Consider the following 16,869-nt stretch of genomic DNA (forward strand, 5'->3'; position numbering starts at 1 on the left):
GAGACGGAAGGGCGGAGAGGGCGTGGACGAGCAGGCGGAGGAGATCTCCTCGCCGGAGGAGGCCGCGAACAACGCGCTGGTGCTGGCCTTCGGGCGGCTGCAGGGCGCGGCGAACCGGCTGGAGTACATCCTGGGGCGCTCGCTGGAACAGGAGTGCGGCATCACCCATCTGATGTTCGAGGTGCTGCTGATCCTCGGGCGCGCCGGCGGGCCGGGTCTGTCGATGCGGGCCGTGGCGCAGGAGCAGGTGCTCACCACGGGGGGCGCCACCCGCCTGGTGGACCGGATGGAGGCGGCCGGGCTGGTCGAGCGCGCCGAGGACCCCGGCGACCGGCGCGGACGCCTGGTGCGGCTGACCCCCCTCGGCGAGGAGACCGCCGTACGCGCGTCCCGGCTGCACGTGGAGAACATCCGCCGCTACTTCCTCGCCCCCCTGCCCCCCGAGCACCGGGAACGGTTCGCCGAGGACCTGCGCCTGCTGAGCCACTCCGCCCGCGACGAACTGCCCCGACTGCCCTGAAGCACCTGCCCGACCGCCCTCACGGACCGCCCTGAGGGGCTGCCCCCGGAGACGATGTCTTCGGGCCGCCGGGATGTCTTCGGGCCACCGGGATGTCTTCGCGCCACCGGGATGTCTTCGCGCCACCGGGATGTCTTCGCGCCACCGGGATGTCTTCGCGCCGCGCGGAATATCTGACGCGTCAGTTACTGTTCTATCAGATGAACCGCTCGCACCCCGCGGGCGCCGCACCCCGCCGAGGTCCCCTGTGAAGCTCGTCTACGCCTTCGACGCCTACTGCGGCTGGTCGCACGGCTTTTCCGCCACGCTGCGCGAGGTCGTCTCCCGGCACCCCGAACTGCCGGTCGAGGTCGTCTCCGGCGGCCTCTTCACCGGCGCGCGCCGCGTCCCGATCCGCAGCTTCGGATACGTCGCCGGCGCCAACGCCCGGATCGCCGAGCTGACCGGCGCCGAGTTCGGCGAGCCGTACGAGCGGCTGATCGCCGACGGTTCGTTCGTCATGGACTCCGAGGCCGCCGCGCGCGGGCTCGCGGCCCTGCGCGCCGCCGCCCCCGACCGGGCCGCGGACCTCGCCGTCGCCCTGCAGCGCGCCTTCTACGTGGACGGCCTCAGCCTCTCCGAGGCCGCGACCCACCGGAAGGTCGCCGAGGAGGCCGGACTGGACGGCGACGCCGTGGCCGCCGCCTTCGAGGGGCCCGAGGCGCGGGCGGCGGCGGAAGCCGACTTCCGGCGGACCGCCTCGCTGGGCGTCGAGGGCTTCCCCACCCTCCTCGCCGTCGACGGCGAGGACCGCGTCACTGCTCTGGCCCGCGGCCGTGCCGACGCCGACGACATCGACCGGCGCCTGGCCGGCCTGCGCACGACCTGCGCCTTGACCCCCTGACCCCCTGAGCCCCGGCGGGCGCGTGCACTGCCGCGCGCCCGCCGGGGCCGCGCCGCCCTCAGGCCTCTTCCAGGGCCTCGCCGAACTCGCGCAGCATCCGGCTGTGATGGCTGTGGGCGAGCTGGTGGCCGACCGCCAGGACCAGCGCCACCGGCCATTCGAGGATCTCCAGGGCCGCGAGGGTGCCGACGCCCGCGAGAAAGGCGAGCTGCTCGGGAGGGAGCAGTTCGACGCGCGTGCCGAGCACGTCCAAGGTCACGCTGTGGTTCTTGACGGTGCGCGCGGCGGCCTCACCGGCCGACTCCGCGTCCGCGCCCGGGGCGTTCTGCTGGGGCCGTGCGTCCTGTGGGGGGACCGTCGATGCGGACATGGTCGCCATCCGTTCCATCGCCGACCGGGGACCTGGCGACGATGCGTTGTGGCAGGTGTCTCCGCTCTCCACCCTATCCACCGCAGTGACGTGCGTCACATCGGTGCCGGGGAACTCGGCCGGTGACCGGTCCGACTCCTGCAGTGGTGCGGCGCGATACGAGTGACGCCGTACTCCTCCCTGCGCGCAGCGGCACCCTCGCCCGCGCTCTGCGGCTTTCTCCTGCCGCTGGTCCTGATCTTCACGGTGACTCACCGACACGCATCACCGCGCCGGCGGTCCTGCACGACCTCGACCTGGCCGCCCGGCTCTGCGGCCACCTCGGCGTGCTGCACGAGGGTGGCGGGCCCACGCCCTCGCCGACACCGGTGCCTGATCGACGAACGGCCTTTCTGCTGTTAGCGTGCAACTGCACATGACTTGCAATTAGGTCGGAGGACGTTGGACATGGCGGTGTACACGCTCCCGGAGCTTCCGTACGACTACGCGGCGCTCGCCCCGGTCATCAGCCCCGAGATCATCGAGCTGCACCACGACAAGCACCACGCGGCCTATGTGAAGGGCGCCAACGACACCCTGGAGCAGCTCGCGGAGGCACGCGACAAGGAGTCGTGGGGCTCGGTCAACGGCCTGGAGAAGAACCTCGCCTTTCACCTCTCCGGGCACATCCTGCACAGCATCTACTGGCACAACATGACCGGCGAGGGCGGCGGCGAGCCGCTGGAGAAGGACGGCGTGGGCGAGCTCGCGGACGCGATCGCCGAGTCCTTCGGGTCCTTCGCGGGCTTCAAGACGCAGCTCACCAAGGCCGCCGCGACCACCCAGGGCTCCGGCTGGGGTGTCCTCGCCTACGAGCCGCTCTCCGGTCATCTGATCGTCGAGCAGGTCTACGACCACCAGGGCAACGTCGGCCAGGGCTCCACCCCGATCCTCGTCTTCGACGCCTGGGAGCACGCCTTCTACCTGCAGTACAGGAACCAGAAGGTCGACTTCATCGACGCGATGTGGGCCGTCGTCAACTGGCAGGACGTGGCGAAGCGGTACGCCGCCGCCAAGGAGCGCGGCGACAGCCTCCTGCTCGCGCCGTGAGCGCCGTGAGCGCCGTGAGCGCCCTGAGCGCCGTGACGGCGTAGAGCGACCCGTGCGTCCTGCCTCGTGATCGTCTTCTCACCGTTCACCGGCAGGCGGTACAACGGAGGGCTCCCGCGGGCCGGATGCCCGCGGGAGCCCTCCCATGACCGACCGGTGTGCCGCCGAGAGGCCCGAGCCGGCGTCCGAGGACGGCCTCAGCCGTCCGCGCCGTCGGTGGCCGGCAGGAGCGCGGCCAATTCGGTGTCGTCCGGGTGGTGGGCCGCCTCGGCGGCCTTGCGCAGAACGGCACGGTCGACCTTGTCCACGTCCGCGATCAGACGGACCACCACACCGTCCTCGGGCACCGCGTATTCGTGGCTGCCACCTGCCGTGCGGTACCAGGCGTCGCCGTCGCGCTCACAGGTGACCGGCTTGTCCGACACCTCGCCCAGCGGCTGCTCGGGGCAGCTCTCCGCTGTCAACGTGCCGCGACCTACGAAGAGTCCGAACTTGGCGGCCCCCTTCGCGGACCGATACGCGGCGGCGAAACCGCCGTCGTACTCGCCGACCGACTCCTGGAAGACGCTGTACCCGGAGACCTCCGTGACATAGACGAGTTCCGGCGCGACACCCCAGCCGCGCGCGGCGGCGTCGAGGCCGGCGCTGTCGGCGTCCGCCCCGCCGTTCTCGTCCGAGCCGCACCCCGTGAGGAGAACCGGCAACAGGAGAAGAGGGAGCAGTGCTCGCGCGGGTCGCATCATGCGCACATCCTCATGCATGAACATGCCACAGCCATACCGATTTCCGGCCCCCACGCCCACCCGAAAGGGAGTCGCTGTCATGGTCGAAGCCGACGACGCTGGGCAGATGCCAGGGCAGCGTAGGAGAAGGCGTCGTCGGCAGGACGAGGCGCAACGGGCTGCCGCTCGCTTCGCGCCGGAAGCGGGGCCCGGCTGATCCCGGGCCCCGGCCCCCGACACGTGAGGCTCGACTACCGGATGGCGGTGTACCTACAGGCAGTGACCACGTCTCCCGCGTACTCGCACACCTTTATGGAGATGTGACTGGTCTCGCTGAGGTCCTTGGCGAACGTGGCGCAGTTGCCGTCGTTGCTCGGGTCGTTGCCCTTGATGAGGACGGTCCCGTTGCCCGGGTCGCTGCTGGAATTGGGAGTGTAGATGTACCCGCGCACCCCGTATCCGTCCGAGCTCAGGTCGCAGACCGTCAGGGTGTCGCCGTTCTCCGTCCATCCGGCCCAGCCGCCGGCGGTACCGGTGTAAACGCCCGCGTCGGCAGCGTATGAAGTCCCTCCGCCGATCAGGAGGCCGGTTGCCGCCAGGGCAAGAGCCCCGGCCAATCGGTACTTCATGTGTCTCCTCCGTGAGTAGGTCGAGGGCCATCGGGCGCGAGCGGCCGGGACAAGCCCCATCCCAAGGGCGCGCTTTCCGATCGCTCGTCCTGTCCGAGGGCAACGTGTGCCGTCGTCCCGTATGGCCTGCGGTGATCACCACGATGCACCGCAGGCCGCGCGCCTGTCGTTGGCTGAGCGTCGCCACCACTATGCGGAGAGTCGCACGCTTGGGACGGGCGCCCGAGAAGGCTCAAATGCCAAGCCCGGCGCGGGAGATGGAGCTCTGCCGTCGCATCGTGGGGTCACCTGGAGGGCCTGACCGTCAGCGTCCGCCGGTCTCAGGCGGGGGTCGGCATTCCCGCACAGGAGCACGGCCCCCACCAACACCGGGAGACACCGACTCTCCACCCGGAGAATGTGGATTCCACGTGGACTGCAGCCGCAAGGCCGACGGATTCGCGTGCGCGGCTGGGGGGGGCGACGACGCGGGCACAGGCGTGGCCGCGGCCTGGTGCCGCCCATGCCTTGGCGGCCGGATCGCACGACTGTTGACCGTGGCCGCCTCTACGGGCACGCCAAGTGCACTCCGCCAGAAAACACAGGCCCAGGCCCGCGAAGAACGCGTGCCCGTGCCAGGCGATCAACTCGAATCGTGACGGGGACGGTCGGCCGCTTCGTTCGCGGCACGGCGGTACTCGGCGTTGATGCGCTCAGCCTCCTCGAGCTGGTCCTCGAGGATGACGATGCGGCAAGCGGCCTCGATCGGGGTTCCCCTGTCGACGAGCTCGCGGGCACGGGCGGCGATCCGAAGCTGGTAGCGGGAGTAGCGGCGATGTCCGCCCTCCGAGCGCAGCGGAGTGATCAGGCGAGCCTCACCGATGGCTCGGAGGAAGGCCGGGGTGGTGCCGAGCATTTCGGCGGCCCGGCCCATGGTGTATGCGGGGTAGTCGTCGTCGTCCAGACGGCCGTTGAGTGGAGTATCTGCTGCCATGTCACCTCGTTGTGCAACGCGTCGAGGGGCCCTGGTGCCGTACGGCACCAGGGCCCCGAAGGAAATTCAACACCATCTGTCGGCGCTGATGCTCTGCCGACCTTCTGTGTCCGCTACCCGGCCCTGCGAGGGGAGGGGTGCGGGGATCGCGGCTGCGTGACCGGGGACCACCATCCATTCCGGGGTCTTGCGGTACCCGGACCGAGAGCTTCCCCGGCCGGGCGATCCTGATGGCGTCTGCTCCTCCGTCCTTTCTCTTGACCGACCATGTGAACGGGTACTGCGGGTACTGCTCGGCGATGCCTTCGGCAGCCCCTCGACCTGCGGGCTGCCCAGCCCGGCTCTCAGTCCCGTCACCGTTCTGCGAACACCTTGGCTTCGGAACTCCAGAGCCGCACTGACCTGCGAACTTACGTACTGCTACCCGCCAGTTCGTGTCTGCCGGGTCTCACTTGACCGTGTCAACGAGAAAAAGACTAACCGCGCTACGGGGCGATGTCTACTCTGACAAGAGTAGATTTTGGCATTCGGGGGCCACAGGTCTCTCCGCTCGGCCGGGAGCTTCGTACGCGCGGCGTACGACGGTGACGGTCCTTGACACTGTCCTGATCACCCGCGCAGACCAGGACGCGTGCGCGGCGGGAACGGGCCGGCGGCACCACCGCCTGGTGACCACCGTGCCGGTCAACCGGAGCGGCCACGCGGCCATCGTGGACCTGCTCCCAGGTCATCCGCCGGCGACGGACGGAGGTAGCGCTCTCCCGGGTGGCGCCCGTGCCGGAGCTCTTCGTGGGCCACAAGGGCCGTTGTCAGAGGCGATTGGCAAGATTGCGGCCATGGACGTCACTCCTGTCACTCCGCCACGGCCGATCGATGTTGTCGCGGTCTTTCCGCAGCTGGCCCCACTGGCCCGCACGGCGACCCGCCTGCACCCCCGCCCCGGGGCGCCGACGTGGCACGACAGCTCGATCGGCGGGCCGCTGCTGTGGCCTGCCGAGGAGCCGTGGCCGCACTGCGAGGAACCGCATGTGGTGGACGGCATCAACCCGGTCCGGTCCCCGGCGGATCTGCGGCTGGAACGACGGATCTTCGCCGTCTCGCACGGCCGGGATATGACTCCGGAGGAACGGGAGACTCTCGAGCGGATCCGGCCCCCTCGGACGTATCCTCTCGGGCCGGCGGTCGAGTCGTACGACGGCCCCATGGCGATGCTGCCCGTCGCGCAGCTGTACGCACGGGATGTGCCCGATCTGAGCCCGCCGGAGGGCAAGGATCTTCTGCAGGTTCTGTGGTGCCCCTTCGATCATCCGATCATGCCCAGGACCCTGCTCTTCTGGCGTTCGGCAGCCGCCGTCACCGACATCCTCGACACGCCCCCCGAGCCGTCCGCGGTGCAATTCGACGGCTATCTACCGGAGCCGTGCGTGCTCGAACCGGAGCAGATCACCGAGTACCCCGACCATCTGGAGCTGAGCGAGGAACTGCAGGAGCAGCTCAAGCAGTGGAGTGTGCCGCAGGCAGCGGAGGAAGACATGGACCCGGAAACGTACTACGACTGCGTGCTGTCCAACGCACCCGGCTGGAAGGTCGGCGGCTGGCCCGCTTGGAACTCCACCGACCCCAGCCCGCAGCCCTGCTCCGAGTGCGGCACCGGCATGGAGGTCCTGATGACCGTCGCCACGTTCGAGAAAGGGGACGACGCCGGGAACAGCTGGTCTCCGCACCCCCACCCAGGCGCTGGACCGTACCCCGGCCACCGCGGCTACAACGCGACCGGGGTCCAGATAGGCAGCGGCTACCGGCAGCACCTGTTCGTCTGCCCGGCGGAGCCCGAGCATCCGCACATCGAGTTGATGACGTAGCCCGTCCGCAGTGTGCAGCCGGGGCGTCACGGTGCGGGCATGCCGTGAGGCCGGGCGGCCAGAAGACTCAGGGTCCCGGACAACCGACAGAATTCGTCGATCCGTATCAGCGAGACTCCGACGCGTGGAATCCGCGCAGGCGAGCCCGCATTCCGCATGGACGACTTCGCGGACCTGCGACCCGGCGTCCAGGTCGGGGATCGAGAGCGACCAGCGAAGACCCGTGAGAACTGCGCAACGGCGTGGATCTGTCCTTCGGCGCACAGGAGAGGTTGCGGGTGAGCGAGCGGTGACCACCTTCGCCCACCACCCGCCTCGGTTCCCTCCCGTACGGCCTGATGGCCCAGCAACGCAAGCGCAACCCGAACGGCGCGGGCCCCGTCACCAAGCGCAAGGACGGCCGCTACCAGTGCGCGGTCTACCTGCTCCAGCCTGACGGCACCCGCGCCCGGAAGTTCGCCTACGGCAAGACCTGGGCCGAGTGCGACGCCAAGCGCCGCGAACTGCTCGACAAGGTGGACCAGGGCGTACCCGTGCCCACCAAGTCCGCCAAGCTCGCCGAGAGGCTGCCGTACTGGCTCGACAACATCATCAAGCCCGGGCGGAAACTCAGCACCTTCGACAAGTACGAGGCGCATGTCCGGCTCTACCTGGCGCCCCTCCTCGGCGCCAAGCGGCTCGAATCCCTCGGCGTCGCCGATGCCCGCCGGTTCCTCGTCCGCCTGGAGAAGGAGATGACCGCCGCAACCGCCAAGGAATCGCACCGAGTTCTACGCTCGGCGCTGACCTCGGCCTGCCGCGAGGAACCCATCACGCGCAACGTCGCCAAGCTCGTCGAGCCGCCCCGCACGGACACGCCCGAGCTGCACCCCTGGACCCTCGACGAGACGTTGGACTTCCTCGCCGCCTCTCGCAAGGACCCGCTCTGCGCGGCCTTCGTCCTCGCCATTGCCATGGGGCTCCGCCGAGGAGAGATCGTCGGTCTCCGCTGGTAGATGGAAGGACTCCGACTACGTCTTCGCCACCCGAACCGGTCGCCCTGTCGAGCTGCGCAACCTCTACCGCTCCTTCACCCGCGTCGCCGAGTCCGCCGGCCTCCGCGTGATCCGGCTGCACCACACCCGCCACGGCACCGCGACCCTCCTCACGGCGGCCGGAGTCGCGCCCCGCGTCTTGATGGAGACCCTCCGAATCCGTTTCTGGCCGGCTGGCTGCCGGGGCATGGCGAGTCTGGAAAACCGGCGCCCGTGGCACTAGGAGTAGCGTGTAAGGGCGAGGCGAGTCCCGTGATCGCACCGAATCCCGAAGACGGGTGATCCTCATGACCGGCTCCGATGCACGGCCTGTTTCGCGGCATCTGCCCAGCGGCGTTCACGAGGCCGTGCAGCCGGGGTGTGCGCTGCTCCGGCTGGAGACCACGGAGTCGCGCGAAGGCGTCCTGGACGGTGCGTGGTGGCCGCGGTCGCGGGACATCGGTGCCGAGCTGCCCGCACTGCTGAGCGCCCTCACCGGTCATCTCGGCCCCGTCACGCGCGTCGGGCTGGACACCACGGCCTGGGAAGGGCTCCCGACGCGGACCGTCGTCGACGACCGGGTGGTACACATCGACTCCTTTCCGCTGGGCGACGACACCGTGCTGATCACCCGAGGTGACCAGGACATCTTCTCGTTGCTGGTGGTTCCGCCGGACACAGCACCCGAGGCCGCCCGCGCCGCGATGGCTCAGGCCGTCCGGGCCGACAACGTCACCCAGGCGAATCAGATACTCATCGACACCGCGAGCGCGCAGGTGCCGCCGGAGTGAGGTCAGCCGCGCCACTCCACCAGGAGCAGCGTCGCGTCATCCGTGGTGTGTCCGCCCCGCGCACGCTTGAGCGTGTGGGACAGGGAGCGTGCCACCGCCCGGATTCCGCGGCCGGTTCTCTCCAACTGGTTCACCCAGTCGATCAGCTGGTCCTCGCCGAACTCCTCCTCCCCGGCACCGTGCTCCTCGATAAGTCCGTCGGTGAAGCAGAGGAGGCGGTCCCCCGGCTCCAGCTTCATCTCGCTCGTCTGCGGCTCTGGGCCCCCGAGGCCGACAGGGAGGGTCGTCGGACCGGTCAGCCGGAGTGTGACGCGGTGATCACGGACGAGCATCGGTGACGGGTGCCCGGCATTGACCCACTGAAGATGCCCCGTCGTGGTGTCCAGCTGCAGCATCTGCGCGGTGACGAAGTGCTCAGGGCCGAACTGATCCGCCACTGCACGGTCCATGAAGGCGTAGATCTCCGGCAGTCCGATGCCGGCGCGGCGGGCGTGGCGGTAGGCGCCGATGGCCACGGTGGCCATCGTGGCCGCGTCCAGTCCGTGTCCCATCGCGTCGATCATGGCCACGTGGAGGACATCTCCGTTGAGGGCGTAGTCGAAGCTGTCACCCGCCACGTGATAGGCGGGTTCCAGGATCCCGGCCACGGCGACCCGGGGCATGATCATCGCCAGCGGTGGCAGCAGGGCCCACTGGATATCGGCGGCGATGCTCATCGGTTCACCGCGTCGGACACCGAAGAAAAGGTCGGAGTAGCCGTGCTTGGTCACCAAGAGGTCGGCCACCAGGCCGGCGACCCTGCGAAATATGCGGCGGTCGTCGCCATCGATGCTGTCCAGCGTCACCGCCATGACCCCGACCTGGTCGCCGCCGTCCAGCAGCGGCAGGAGGATGCGCACGCCGTCGTCCTCGGGCAGCTCGACGGGGCGAGCGTCGAGAAAGCAGCGGCCTGCCTCGGAGTGGTCGATCACCTGCGGTTCGCCGTCCGTGAGGCCGTCGCCGGGCAGGGGTACGAGCAGTAGTTGGCCGTAGTCCTGTAGCAGCACCTGCGGTCGGCGGCCCCCTAGCCGCTCCACCACGTCGGCGACCAAGGGCCCGATGAGATGGGGCGGCAGTTCATGCGCGCGGTCGAGGACCTCTCCCAGCAGAGCTTCCCCGAAGCTCTCGGAGCGGTCCGCGCGCTGTCCGGCCGTCATCCCCTCACCCGCCATGATCCGAGTCGACTGGAGCGGCGGGCTGGGACGGCGCACGGTCTGCGTGTCATCACTCCGTCGAGGGTCGTAACGTCCTCGGGCGCTGGCCCCGTCACCCGGGCCCGTCCGGATCGGGCCTCTCACCTGAGTCCGGACCCTCCTTCTGACTCCCATGTGTCTTGTCCGTCGAGGCCGCTCTCGGCGAGTGCCAGTAGGCGCGGAGCCGACAGCGCGTTCCCGGGGGCGGCGGCAGCGGCCAGCAGCCGGGTGGCCGCTCCGGCCGGCTCGTCCGGGGGGATCACCAGCAGCTCCCAGCGTCCCACGGTGCCGCAGTCCACAGTGATGGCATGCGCCTCGGCGGCGAGGTCGGTCAGGACCACGTCGATCACATGGCCGGGCGCCATCACCTCCTGCGGGGCATCGGGCCAGGCGGCGGTCTCCACGGTCACGCGGGTGACCGTGCCGATGCTCGGAGCCAGGGAGCCGACCAGCGCGGGCAGCTCCAGTTCCAGTGCGTCGCAGCGCGGCCACCATGCGCCGTCCAGCGGGCCATCGCTGACGTCCGGCGTGAGGCGCAGCCGGGGCAAGGGCATCCGGTAGGAGTGTCCGTCACCTGGCGCCGTACCTTCGGTGGGCTTTGTGATGGCGTTCATCGTGCGATCCCATTCCGGGCGGGTTCCGGCTGCCCGTGTCTGTCACTCGCCGGGAACGGCGCCGCGGTGGTCGTACGCCCGAAAGTTCTCGGTACTTGTCAGGCTACTCCCGGCCGTGGCGGGCGGCGTGGCGCGCAGCCATCGCGTGGATAGGCAGACAGCCATCGCGTCGGGACACGTCCGTACGGCGGACGACAGGTGGTGTGACCGCCCCGGCACCGGTACGACCGTCGGCTCATCGCTCCTCTGCCAAATCATCAGCGCGCCAAGGGCTGCCCCTCGACTGACAGGGTCAACACGCAGGGGGCGACGGGGCCGGGCAGCCCGACGACCTCACCCATGTTCTGCCAGCCCCAGAACGAGAAGGCGGCCTGTCCTGCCTGGTCGCCAGGATGCAGCAGGGTGACCCCGAGGGAGGAGTGCAGGTCTGTGAGCAGACGCTGTTGCAGGCGGCGGGCGATATCGCGGTGCTGAGCGTGCGGATGGGCCACGACCTGGGTGAGGACGACGAACCGTGCGCGGGTGGTGAGCCGCTGGATGGTCTCCTGGAGCGTTCCGCCGAACCCTCGGCTGCCGGAACCGTCAGAGCACACCGGAAAACCAAAGGCGCAACCGACCAGCACCGTCGTCTCGGCGACCAGCAGGGCGAAGCCGGGGCGGTGGGCAGTGACCGCCAAGCGGTGCAGGAAGTCACCGCGGTCGTGGTACGCCTCGCCGGCGGTGCCCGCGACGGACGCCGCAGCCAGGTCCGCGATGTCCTCGCGCATGTCTTCGGCCTGCCAGCGGGACAGCCGGCGAAGGCGGATCCCGTCCTTGAGGACCGGCTGATCCGGCCGACGAGCGGGGTCCTCGGCCGCCTGCGTCGCGGTACTCATGAGGTCGCCGGATGCGGCGGGCGGCACGGAACTCACGGGGGCCGTAAGGAGCAGCGAAGTCGATCCGGTGGCATCGAGGAGCCGGGTGATCTGTGCGCACGGATGGTGCAGCCGCAGGCGAGCGTGGACCCGGCTGGCGCGCCGTGATGCCGACAGGAGGACGTCCAAGCCCCTGGCGTCGCAGGAGCCGACCGTGGTCAGGTCGATGTCGATCATGGTGACACCGTCCAGCAGGCACTGCTCCACTGCGGCCCGCAGCAGCGGCGTCGTGGCCGGCCCGATCTCGCCGGCAAGCGTGACGAGCGTCCGCTCTCCTCGGTTCCGCCGATGGATGTCCAGCCGGGAAAAGGCCATCACGCCTCCCCTCGACGGGGTTGCGGACCCGCACGGGTGGTCAGCGCGGCCCCTGCCACGATGAGCTTGCGCGGAGTTGCTTCGACCGCGGCGGACATGATGCCGACCCGTCTCCGCGCCGACCACTGGGGCGGCCCGGGGTTCTTCTCTCGCCGAGGACGACCCGGCGGGGCGGCCGGAGTACGTGGTGCCCTCGGTACTTCAACCGTACGTCGGCGGCAACCGGAAGCGGCTGCTTCGACGGGCGCGCCGCACGGTGGGGGCCGCATCACCTCACGGGACGTCCCCCGGTTGCCCCGACGACGGGGCGTCTGAAGGATCAGGTCTTGAGGCGGCTGACTGTGACGCGCCGGCCCTTGAGCAGGGGCAGGTTGCGCACGTGGAAGGCGTGGGCGCGCGTGACGTTGCTTGTCTCGTCCAGGATGTGCGGCATGGCTGCGAGGTAGGCGGCCGTGGAGTTCACGATGTACAGCAGGCCGTCCGCGTCCGCTGCCTTCTCCTTGAGGACACGAGCTTCTTGCCTCAGTCTCACTCGCAGGCCCCCACGTTCCAGACGCACCAGACAACCGGTGTCCAGGGTAGAGGTTTCCTGTCATTACGGGCTGATAGATGCTACGACGAGCACCAGACCCGCTCGGTCTCCCCGTCTCTGTGCCCAACCGGTCCCGCCGGACGTGCTCCGAGACTGGGCCCCGAGGGTCAATTCCTGCGCTGCCCGCCTCTTGGGTCAGCGGGTGTCGCGGATCATCACGGTGAGGACCGGTGAGGCCAGTGACGGCTGGCTCTGTCCGATGTCCTCGTATCCCCACGACTTGTAGAGCGCGTGGACCTTTCCGTCCCCGGCGGCAGAGTTGACCATGAGCGTCACGTACGGCTCGTCGCGGACGGCGAGGAGGGCGTCGTGGATACGCCGGGCGGTACCGGTCTTCCGCCAGGTCGGCCGGACGCCGATCTCCTTCAGGGCCACGGCCGGGCGCTCGGTGTACTTCTCCGCCGGCGCCGGGCTGGTGCGCTGCCAGTAGCGGTCGCCGTGCTCGATGGTGTTGCCGTAGGCGTAGCCGACCGGATGTCCGTCCGCGTACGCGAGGACGGCCGTGAACCCCGGCTCGGTGCCGTGTCGGTCCAGGCGTTCGCCGAACGCGGTGACCGCGTAGTTCGGCAGGTGGAGAAGCGGGGCGCGCACTTCGGCGTACACGTCGAGGAGGTCGCTGCGGGCGGTGTCGAGGGTTGTGAACGTGCGCAGTTCGATGGCGGGCGCCGTGGTCATGCGGCCATCCTCCAGGTGGCGGTGTGCTCGGTCCAGGTCTGCACGGTAGAGCTGCCCGGCGCGGTGGCGCGCAGTGCGGCCCCGAACTCCTGCAGCATGCGCGTCACCCGGGCGTGCTGGGTGGCGGCTTCGGCGGGGACCTTCATCGCGGTAGCCGTGGCGGCGTCGGGGGCGCCCTGGGCGAGCTGGGCGTGTGCGAGCCGAGTCGTGGTGATCGCCCGGGAGCGGATCATGTGGGGCCGGAGGGCGGACAGGCATCGGTGGGCGTGGTACTCGGCGGTCGAGTAGTCACCGAGCGCCAAGTGTGCGGAGAGGGCCAGGGAGTCCAGCTCGGCCTGGTCGTAGAAGGCGAGCATCCACATCGGCCGGTAGTCGGCGGGGTCGGCGCGCAGCATGGCGTTCTGCGCCTGCTCGAAGGCCCGGCGCGTGCCGGTGCGGTCCTGTGCCGTGCCGTGGATGGCGCCCTGGCGGGCCAGGCCGGGGGAGGCGAACAGGGGGTCTCGGCGGGTGAGGTGCAGGTTGCGGGCGACGTCGTTGGCGGCGAACGCGTCGGCGGGGCGGCCCATGTGGCGGTACATGGTGCCGGCGTGGCTCCAGATGCGGAACTTGATCGCCTGGTCGCCAGACATCTCGGCGAGGGCCTGGGCCTCGCGCATGTGAGCCTTGGCGACGTCGTAGCGCCGGCCGTCGATGGCGGCCCACATCGCGGAGGATCGGAACGCGGCTGCGGAGGCGTAGAGGTTGCTGCGTACCCGCTGGGTGGCGCTGCCGGCGTTCTGGAGGTTGAGTGCCTCGTCGGGGAGGGCGGCGGCCCGCTGTTCGATGCCGAGTTGTCCGCCGTGGCGGTGGTCGCTGGCGATGATCTCGGCGAAGCGCTTGTTGAGGCGGTTGACGTCGCTCATGCCGATACGGCGCGGCGATGCGGTACCGGGTGCGGCTGCTGCTGCAGCAGCCGCCGCGATGCTGCCGACGAGAGTACGGCGCTTCATGTCGGGGTCCTCCTGCTGCGGTGGGGCCGGGGTGGACGAAGGCCGGCCCCGTGGCACGAACCCTAAAGCGACGGCGGGTAGTCCGGTGACATCCTCAAGTGCCTTGCGGGCAGCTGACTTTGGCCACGAGGCCCGGCCCGCTTTCCATGCCCGGACCGATGAGCCGTCGAGTCCACCAGGGTGCCCGGTCAACCGTTCAATGGCCCTGTTCACGGCCTCGGCGAGGCTGTTGGAGCTGTAACCGTGTTCGGCCATCCACGCCTCAAGAACGGTGTTGCGGGTGATGTCCATGCGGGCACGGTAGCCCGCGCGATCCCCACCCGCCAGGTAAAGGAGAGGTCAAGACGCCCTAGGTCGGTCCGTCGGCTGAGCGCCTGAACGTCCTAACCAACCTGTTGGGAAAGGGAGTTGTCTGGGTGCTGGTCGCCCGCCGCACCCCACCGTGCGGGCGGCTGTTGACGGCTCGGCCCGCTCCTGAGGTTCCCCCGCAGGGGCGGGCTGGGCGCCGAGACGACACGAAGGCTCCACCCCAATGACGAGTCTGAGAACACCAGTTGAGGCCCTCTCCGTCGGTCACCCCACGTACAGCCAGACCTTCCCGTGCGAGCCGTCCGCGGCCGAGCTCGGCCGCGAACTCGTCCGGGACATCCTCGTGGTGTGGCACCTCGACGGCCTCGCCGACCGTGCCGCGCTGATCATCACCGAGCTCATCGCGAACGCCTCCAGGCACACGCCGTGCCCCGAGATTCGCCTCACGGTTGGGCGGCCGAGCGCGACTCGACTGCGTGTCGGGGTCGTGGACCGGGAACCATCGCGTCTTCCCATACTCAGCCAGGCGGCTGACGACGACGAGTCGGGCCGCGGGCTGCTCCTCGTCGACGCTGTCGCCGACCGCTGGGGCTACGACCTGCACGGCTCCGACAGACGCCCTTGGGGCAAAGAGGTCTGGGCGGAACTCCGTACCGAGGGCGGCAAGTGAGCATCCCGGCCACGGAACCCTTGCCCCTTCCGGATCTGGCCCGACTCCGGCCCCGCCAGCAGATGGCCATGGACTGCGCCCTCTGCGCCCGGTTCTATGCGTGCGAGCCGTGCCTCGATCGCCTCAAGGCCCAGGCGCTCACCTACTTCATGGAGCGGCGGCCGACGTCCGCTTGATCAGACTTCCGGCACACGACTTCCCGGCATGAGGCAGGCAGCCCGCGAGGAACCTCCTACGCGGAGCACGCCCCCCTCGTGCCGGGCGGCCAGGAGCCGTCCGCGGAGCAGCCGTGTGGCATCGCTCCCGTGACGGCACCTGGTGGGCACTCCAGCCCAGTAACACCACAACGATTACTAGGAGTTGAAGTATGACGCGCAGCACCGTAGTTCCCGGTCGAACCGAAGTACGCCCGCAGATCCCGGGGGCATCGGACGGTTTCGACCTGGACGTCTCCCTCGTCGAGATCGCCGACCCGGCGGGCCTGGTCAACCTCACCGACGACAACTGCGGGTCCACCTGCGGCGCCTGCACCACCAACGTCGCCTGACCCGGTCCCGAGATCACTCCGGTCTGGTGCCGCCGCGTCTCCGCGCGGCGGCACCAGCCGCCAGCCCCCATACCTACGGAGGTACTTGGTGGTTGCTCCGACTGCAGCGTTCCGCGCCGGTTCCACCGCTCTGGTGCGCGCCGTGGCCCGGCCCTCGCTGCCGTTCCCTCCGTGCCCTGACCTCGATGACCGCTCGCCCAGCGGTTCGTCTGCCCGTCTGACGTGGCTACGCGCGGTGTGGGCGGACAACGACGTCGCCGAGGCACTCCACCACTCCAGCCCGGCCCTGGCCACGCAGGTACGGGCTCTGTGTACGGCCGAGCGCCCCGCCCTCCGTGACGTGCAGCGCACGGCGCTGTCCGTGGCCCGCTACCTGCTGCGGGCCCAGCACCGGGCGACACCCTTCGGCCTGTTCGCCGGCGTGGCCACGGCGGAGTTCGGCCCGCAGGTGCGTGCGAACTGGGGTGAGGAGCACGTGGCCGTCGGCCGCGCCGGGGCAGAGTGGACGCACATCGAAGCTCACCGAGGCGTAGGCAAACGGATGCTCGACGGGCGCCAGGTTGCCGTACTCGCCGCTCTCGTTGAGGGCGACACGGCACGGGCCGCTGTCCTCCTCGCCGACACGATGCCTGGCGATCCGTGGGAGCAAGCTGTTACGGCATGCCTGACCGGCCTGTGCCGCCGCGACGCCGGGCAGACGGGCGACGGCCACCTGGCGGACCTGGCGGCCGCCTATCTTGAGCGCCGGTCTGAACCTGGGATGACTGTCTTCGATGCCCGGCTCGGCCTGACCGTCCTCGACCCGATCGGTTCCGCTGATTCGCCCGCCGCGCACCGCATCGTCGAGGACCTCCACCGCAGGACGACGGAGGCCGAAGACGGCTACGCGGCCCGCGAGAACCTGGCTCACCCTCTGTTCACCGAGATCGCCACGGACCGGCAAGTACAGGACTGCCGTGCACTGGTGCGTTCCTGCGCCCTCGGGACAGGGACCATGTCGGACGAGTTGAAGGGCGAACTGACGGCGGCACTCCGCGCCAGCGACAGCGTGATCCGGGAAAGCCTTGCATGGCCTTCAAATCTCGGACGTGCATGCCCTATGGAGTGAGCCTGATTGACGCACGAACCTGGGAGCTCGTCGAAGGGCTGGAGCTGCGTGG

18 protein-coding genes and 2 pseudogenes are annotated in these 16,869 nt (G+C 69.8%); 10 read left to right on the plus strand and 10 right to left on the minus strand.

Annotated features, from left to right (window positions below; all coding sequences use genetic code 11):
• Positions 1-22: 22 nt before the first annotated feature.
• The gene (locus tag OG852_RS27215; RefSeq protein ID WP_133912151.1) at positions 23-520 is read left to right on the plus strand and encodes a MarR family winged helix-turn-helix transcriptional regulator; all 498 of its coding nucleotides are present in this window, start codon (positions 23-25) and stop codon (positions 518-520) included.
• A 247-nt stretch (positions 521-767) separates the two neighbouring features.
• Positions 768-1,403 (plus strand): DsbA family protein, encoded by a 636-nt coding sequence (locus OG852_RS27220; protein ID WP_133912152.1) that lies wholly within the window; start codon positions 768-770, stop codon positions 1,401-1,403.
• 58 nt (positions 1,404-1,461) lie between these two features.
• Here the strand turns inward: OG852_RS27220 and OG852_RS27225 are convergent, their stop codons facing one another.
• On the minus strand, positions 1,462-1,773 hold the full coding sequence (locus OG852_RS27225; RefSeq protein WP_208117135.1) for a hypothetical protein: 312 nt from the start codon (positions 1,771-1,773) through the stop codon (positions 1,462-1,464).
• Positions 1,774-2,030: 257 nt separating this feature from the next.
• Between OG852_RS27225 and OG852_RS27230 the strand changes: the two are divergent.
• Positions 2,031-2,114: pseudogene (locus tag OG852_RS27230) on the plus strand (ABC transporter ATP-binding protein); the annotation flags it as partial.
• A gap of 106 nt (positions 2,115-2,220) precedes the next feature.
• A complete protein-coding gene (locus OG852_RS27235) occupies positions 2,221-2,862 on the plus strand; it encodes a superoxide dismutase (protein WP_133912153.1) in 642 nt (213 codons plus the stop codon).
• 197 nt (positions 2,863-3,059) lie between these two features.
• On the opposite strand, the gene OG852_RS27240 is transcribed toward OG852_RS27235, so the two are convergent.
• The 3 genes from OG852_RS27240 to OG852_RS27250 all read right to left on the minus strand — a co-directional run bounded on the left by OG852_RS27240 (position 3,060) and on the right by OG852_RS27250 (position 5,186).
• Positions 3,060-3,605, minus strand: a complete 546-nt coding sequence (locus OG852_RS27240; protein WP_133912154.1) for a hypothetical protein — start codon at positions 3,603-3,605, stop codon at positions 3,060-3,062.
• A gap of 230 nt (positions 3,606-3,835) precedes the next feature.
• The gene (locus tag OG852_RS27245) at positions 3,836-4,213 is read right to left on the minus strand and encodes a hypothetical protein (protein ID WP_133912155.1); all 378 of its coding nucleotides are present in this window, start codon (positions 4,211-4,213) and stop codon (positions 3,836-3,838) included.
• A gap of 622 nt (positions 4,214-4,835) precedes the next feature.
• Positions 4,836-5,186, minus strand: a complete 351-nt coding sequence (locus OG852_RS27250) for a MerR family transcriptional regulator (RefSeq protein ID WP_133912156.1) — start codon at positions 5,184-5,186, stop codon at positions 4,836-4,838.
• 836 nt (positions 5,187-6,022) lie between these two features.
• On the opposite strand from OG852_RS27250, the gene OG852_RS27255 reads away from it, so the two are divergent.
• The 3 genes and pseudogenes from OG852_RS27255 to OG852_RS27265 all read left to right on the plus strand — a co-directional run bounded on the left by OG852_RS27255 (position 6,023) and on the right by OG852_RS27265 (position 8,852).
• Positions 6,023-7,048, plus strand: coding sequence for a hypothetical protein (locus OG852_RS27255; protein WP_330349219.1), 1,026 nt, complete (start codon positions 6,023-6,025; stop codon positions 7,046-7,048).
• A gap of 338 nt (positions 7,049-7,386) precedes the next feature.
• Positions 7,387-8,236: pseudogene (locus OG852_RS27260) on the plus strand (tyrosine-type recombinase/integrase); the annotation flags it as partial.
• Between the two features lie 133 nt (positions 8,237-8,369).
• Positions 8,370-8,852 (plus strand): DUF5994 family protein, encoded by a 483-nt coding sequence (locus OG852_RS27265; RefSeq protein ID WP_330349220.1) that lies wholly within the window; start codon positions 8,370-8,372, stop codon positions 8,850-8,852.
• Positions 8,853-8,854: 2 nt separating this feature from the next.
• Here the strand turns inward: OG852_RS27265 and OG852_RS27270 are convergent, their stop codons facing one another.
• The 6 genes from OG852_RS27270 to OG852_RS27295 form a co-directional block, all read right to left on the minus strand.
• Positions 8,855-10,048, minus strand: a complete 1,194-nt coding sequence (locus tag OG852_RS27270; RefSeq protein WP_330351501.1) for a PP2C family protein-serine/threonine phosphatase — start codon at positions 10,046-10,048, stop codon at positions 8,855-8,857.
• A 137-nt stretch (positions 10,049-10,185) separates the two neighbouring features.
• Positions 10,186-10,698, minus strand: a complete 513-nt coding sequence (locus OG852_RS27275; protein ID WP_330349221.1) for a DUF5994 family protein — start codon at positions 10,696-10,698, stop codon at positions 10,186-10,188.
• Positions 10,699-10,955: 257 nt separating this feature from the next.
• Positions 10,956-11,927: an STAS domain-containing protein gene (locus OG852_RS27280; protein WP_330349222.1), complete on the minus strand. Its 972-nt coding sequence runs from the start codon at positions 11,925-11,927 to the stop codon at positions 10,956-10,958.
• Between the two features lie 319 nt (positions 11,928-12,246).
• Positions 12,247-12,459, minus strand: a complete 213-nt coding sequence (locus OG852_RS27285) for a hypothetical protein (protein ID WP_330349223.1) — start codon at positions 12,457-12,459, stop codon at positions 12,247-12,249.
• A 195-nt stretch (positions 12,460-12,654) separates the two neighbouring features.
• Positions 12,655-13,194, minus strand: a complete 540-nt coding sequence (locus OG852_RS27290; protein ID WP_330349224.1) for a GNAT family N-acetyltransferase — start codon at positions 13,192-13,194, stop codon at positions 12,655-12,657.
• Positions 13,191-14,474 carry an XRE family transcriptional regulator gene (locus OG852_RS27295; RefSeq protein ID WP_330349225.1) on the minus strand — a complete coding sequence of 428 codons (1,284 nt, stop codon included), beginning with the start codon at positions 14,472-14,474 and terminating at the stop codon, positions 13,191-13,193. The genes OG852_RS27290 and OG852_RS27295 overlap by 4 nt, the downstream gene beginning before the upstream one ends.
• Positions 14,475-14,715: 241 nt before the next feature.
• Between OG852_RS27295 and OG852_RS27300 the strand changes: the two genes are divergently transcribed.
• The 3 genes from OG852_RS27300 to OG852_RS27315 all read left to right on the plus strand — a co-directional run bounded on the left by OG852_RS27300 (position 14,716) and on the right by OG852_RS27315 (position 16,817).
• Positions 14,716-15,162, plus strand: a complete 447-nt coding sequence (locus OG852_RS27300) for an ATP-binding protein (protein WP_330349226.1) — start codon at positions 14,716-14,718, stop codon at positions 15,160-15,162.
• Between the two features lie 367 nt (positions 15,163-15,529).
• Positions 15,530-15,709: an FxLD family lanthipeptide gene (locus OG852_RS27305; RefSeq protein WP_330349227.1), complete on the plus strand. Its 180-nt coding sequence runs from the start codon at positions 15,530-15,532 to the stop codon at positions 15,707-15,709.
• 235 nt (positions 15,710-15,944) lie between these two features.
• Entirely contained in the window at positions 15,945-16,817 is an 873-nt protein-coding gene (locus tag OG852_RS27315; RefSeq protein WP_443064659.1) for a lantibiotic dehydratase, read from the plus strand.
• Positions 16,818-16,869: the final 52 nt, after the last annotated feature.

This window comes from Streptomyces sp. NBC_00582 (genome assembly GCF_036345155.1).
Lineage (GTDB): Bacteria > Actinomycetota > Actinomycetes > Streptomycetales > Streptomycetaceae > Streptomyces.

Excerpts from the sequence above, each read along its gene's own strand:
- OG852_RS27225 (WP_208117135.1), bottom strand. The coding sequence starts at position 1,773 with ATGTCCGCATCGACGGTCCCCCCACAGGACGCACGGCCCCAGCAGAAC.
- OG852_RS27235 (WP_133912153.1), top strand. The coding sequence starts at position 2,221 with ATGGCGGTGTACACGCTCCCGGAGCTTCCGTACGACTACGCGGCGCTC.
- OG852_RS27240 (WP_133912154.1), bottom strand. The coding sequence starts at position 3,605 with ATGATGCGACCCGCGCGAGCACTGCTCCCTCTTCTCCTGTTGCCGGTT.
- OG852_RS27245 (WP_133912155.1), bottom strand. The coding sequence starts at position 4,213 with ATGAAGTACCGATTGGCCGGGGCTCTTGCCCTGGCGGCAACCGGCCTC.
- OG852_RS27250 (WP_133912156.1), bottom strand. The coding sequence starts at position 5,186 with ATGGCAGCAGATACTCCACTCAACGGCCGTCTGGACGACGACGACTAC.
- OG852_RS27255 (WP_330349219.1), top strand. The coding sequence starts at position 6,023 with ATGGACGTCACTCCTGTCACTCCGCCACGGCCGATCGATGTTGTCGCG.
- OG852_RS27265 (WP_330349220.1), top strand. The coding sequence starts at position 8,370 with ATGACCGGCTCCGATGCACGGCCTGTTTCGCGGCATCTGCCCAGCGGC.
- OG852_RS27270 (WP_330351501.1), bottom strand. The coding sequence starts at position 10,048 with ATGACGGCCGGACAGCGCGCGGACCGCTCCGAGAGCTTCGGGGAAGCT.
- OG852_RS27275 (WP_330349221.1), bottom strand. The coding sequence starts at position 10,698 with ATGAACGCCATCACAAAGCCCACCGAAGGTACGGCGCCAGGTGACGGA.
- OG852_RS27280 (WP_330349222.1), bottom strand. The coding sequence starts at position 11,927 with ATGGCCTTTTCCCGGCTGGACATCCATCGGCGGAACCGAGGAGAGCGG.
- OG852_RS27290 (WP_330349224.1), bottom strand. The coding sequence starts at position 13,194 with ATGACCACGGCGCCCGCCATCGAACTGCGCACGTTCACAACCCTCGAC.
- OG852_RS27295 (WP_330349225.1), bottom strand. The coding sequence starts at position 14,474 with ATGGACATCACCCGCAACACCGTTCTTGAGGCGTGGATGGCCGAACAC.
- OG852_RS27300 (WP_330349226.1), top strand. The coding sequence starts at position 14,716 with ATGACGAGTCTGAGAACACCAGTTGAGGCCCTCTCCGTCGGTCACCCC.
- OG852_RS27305 (WP_330349227.1), top strand. The coding sequence starts at position 15,530 with ATGACGCGCAGCACCGTAGTTCCCGGTCGAACCGAAGTACGCCCGCAG.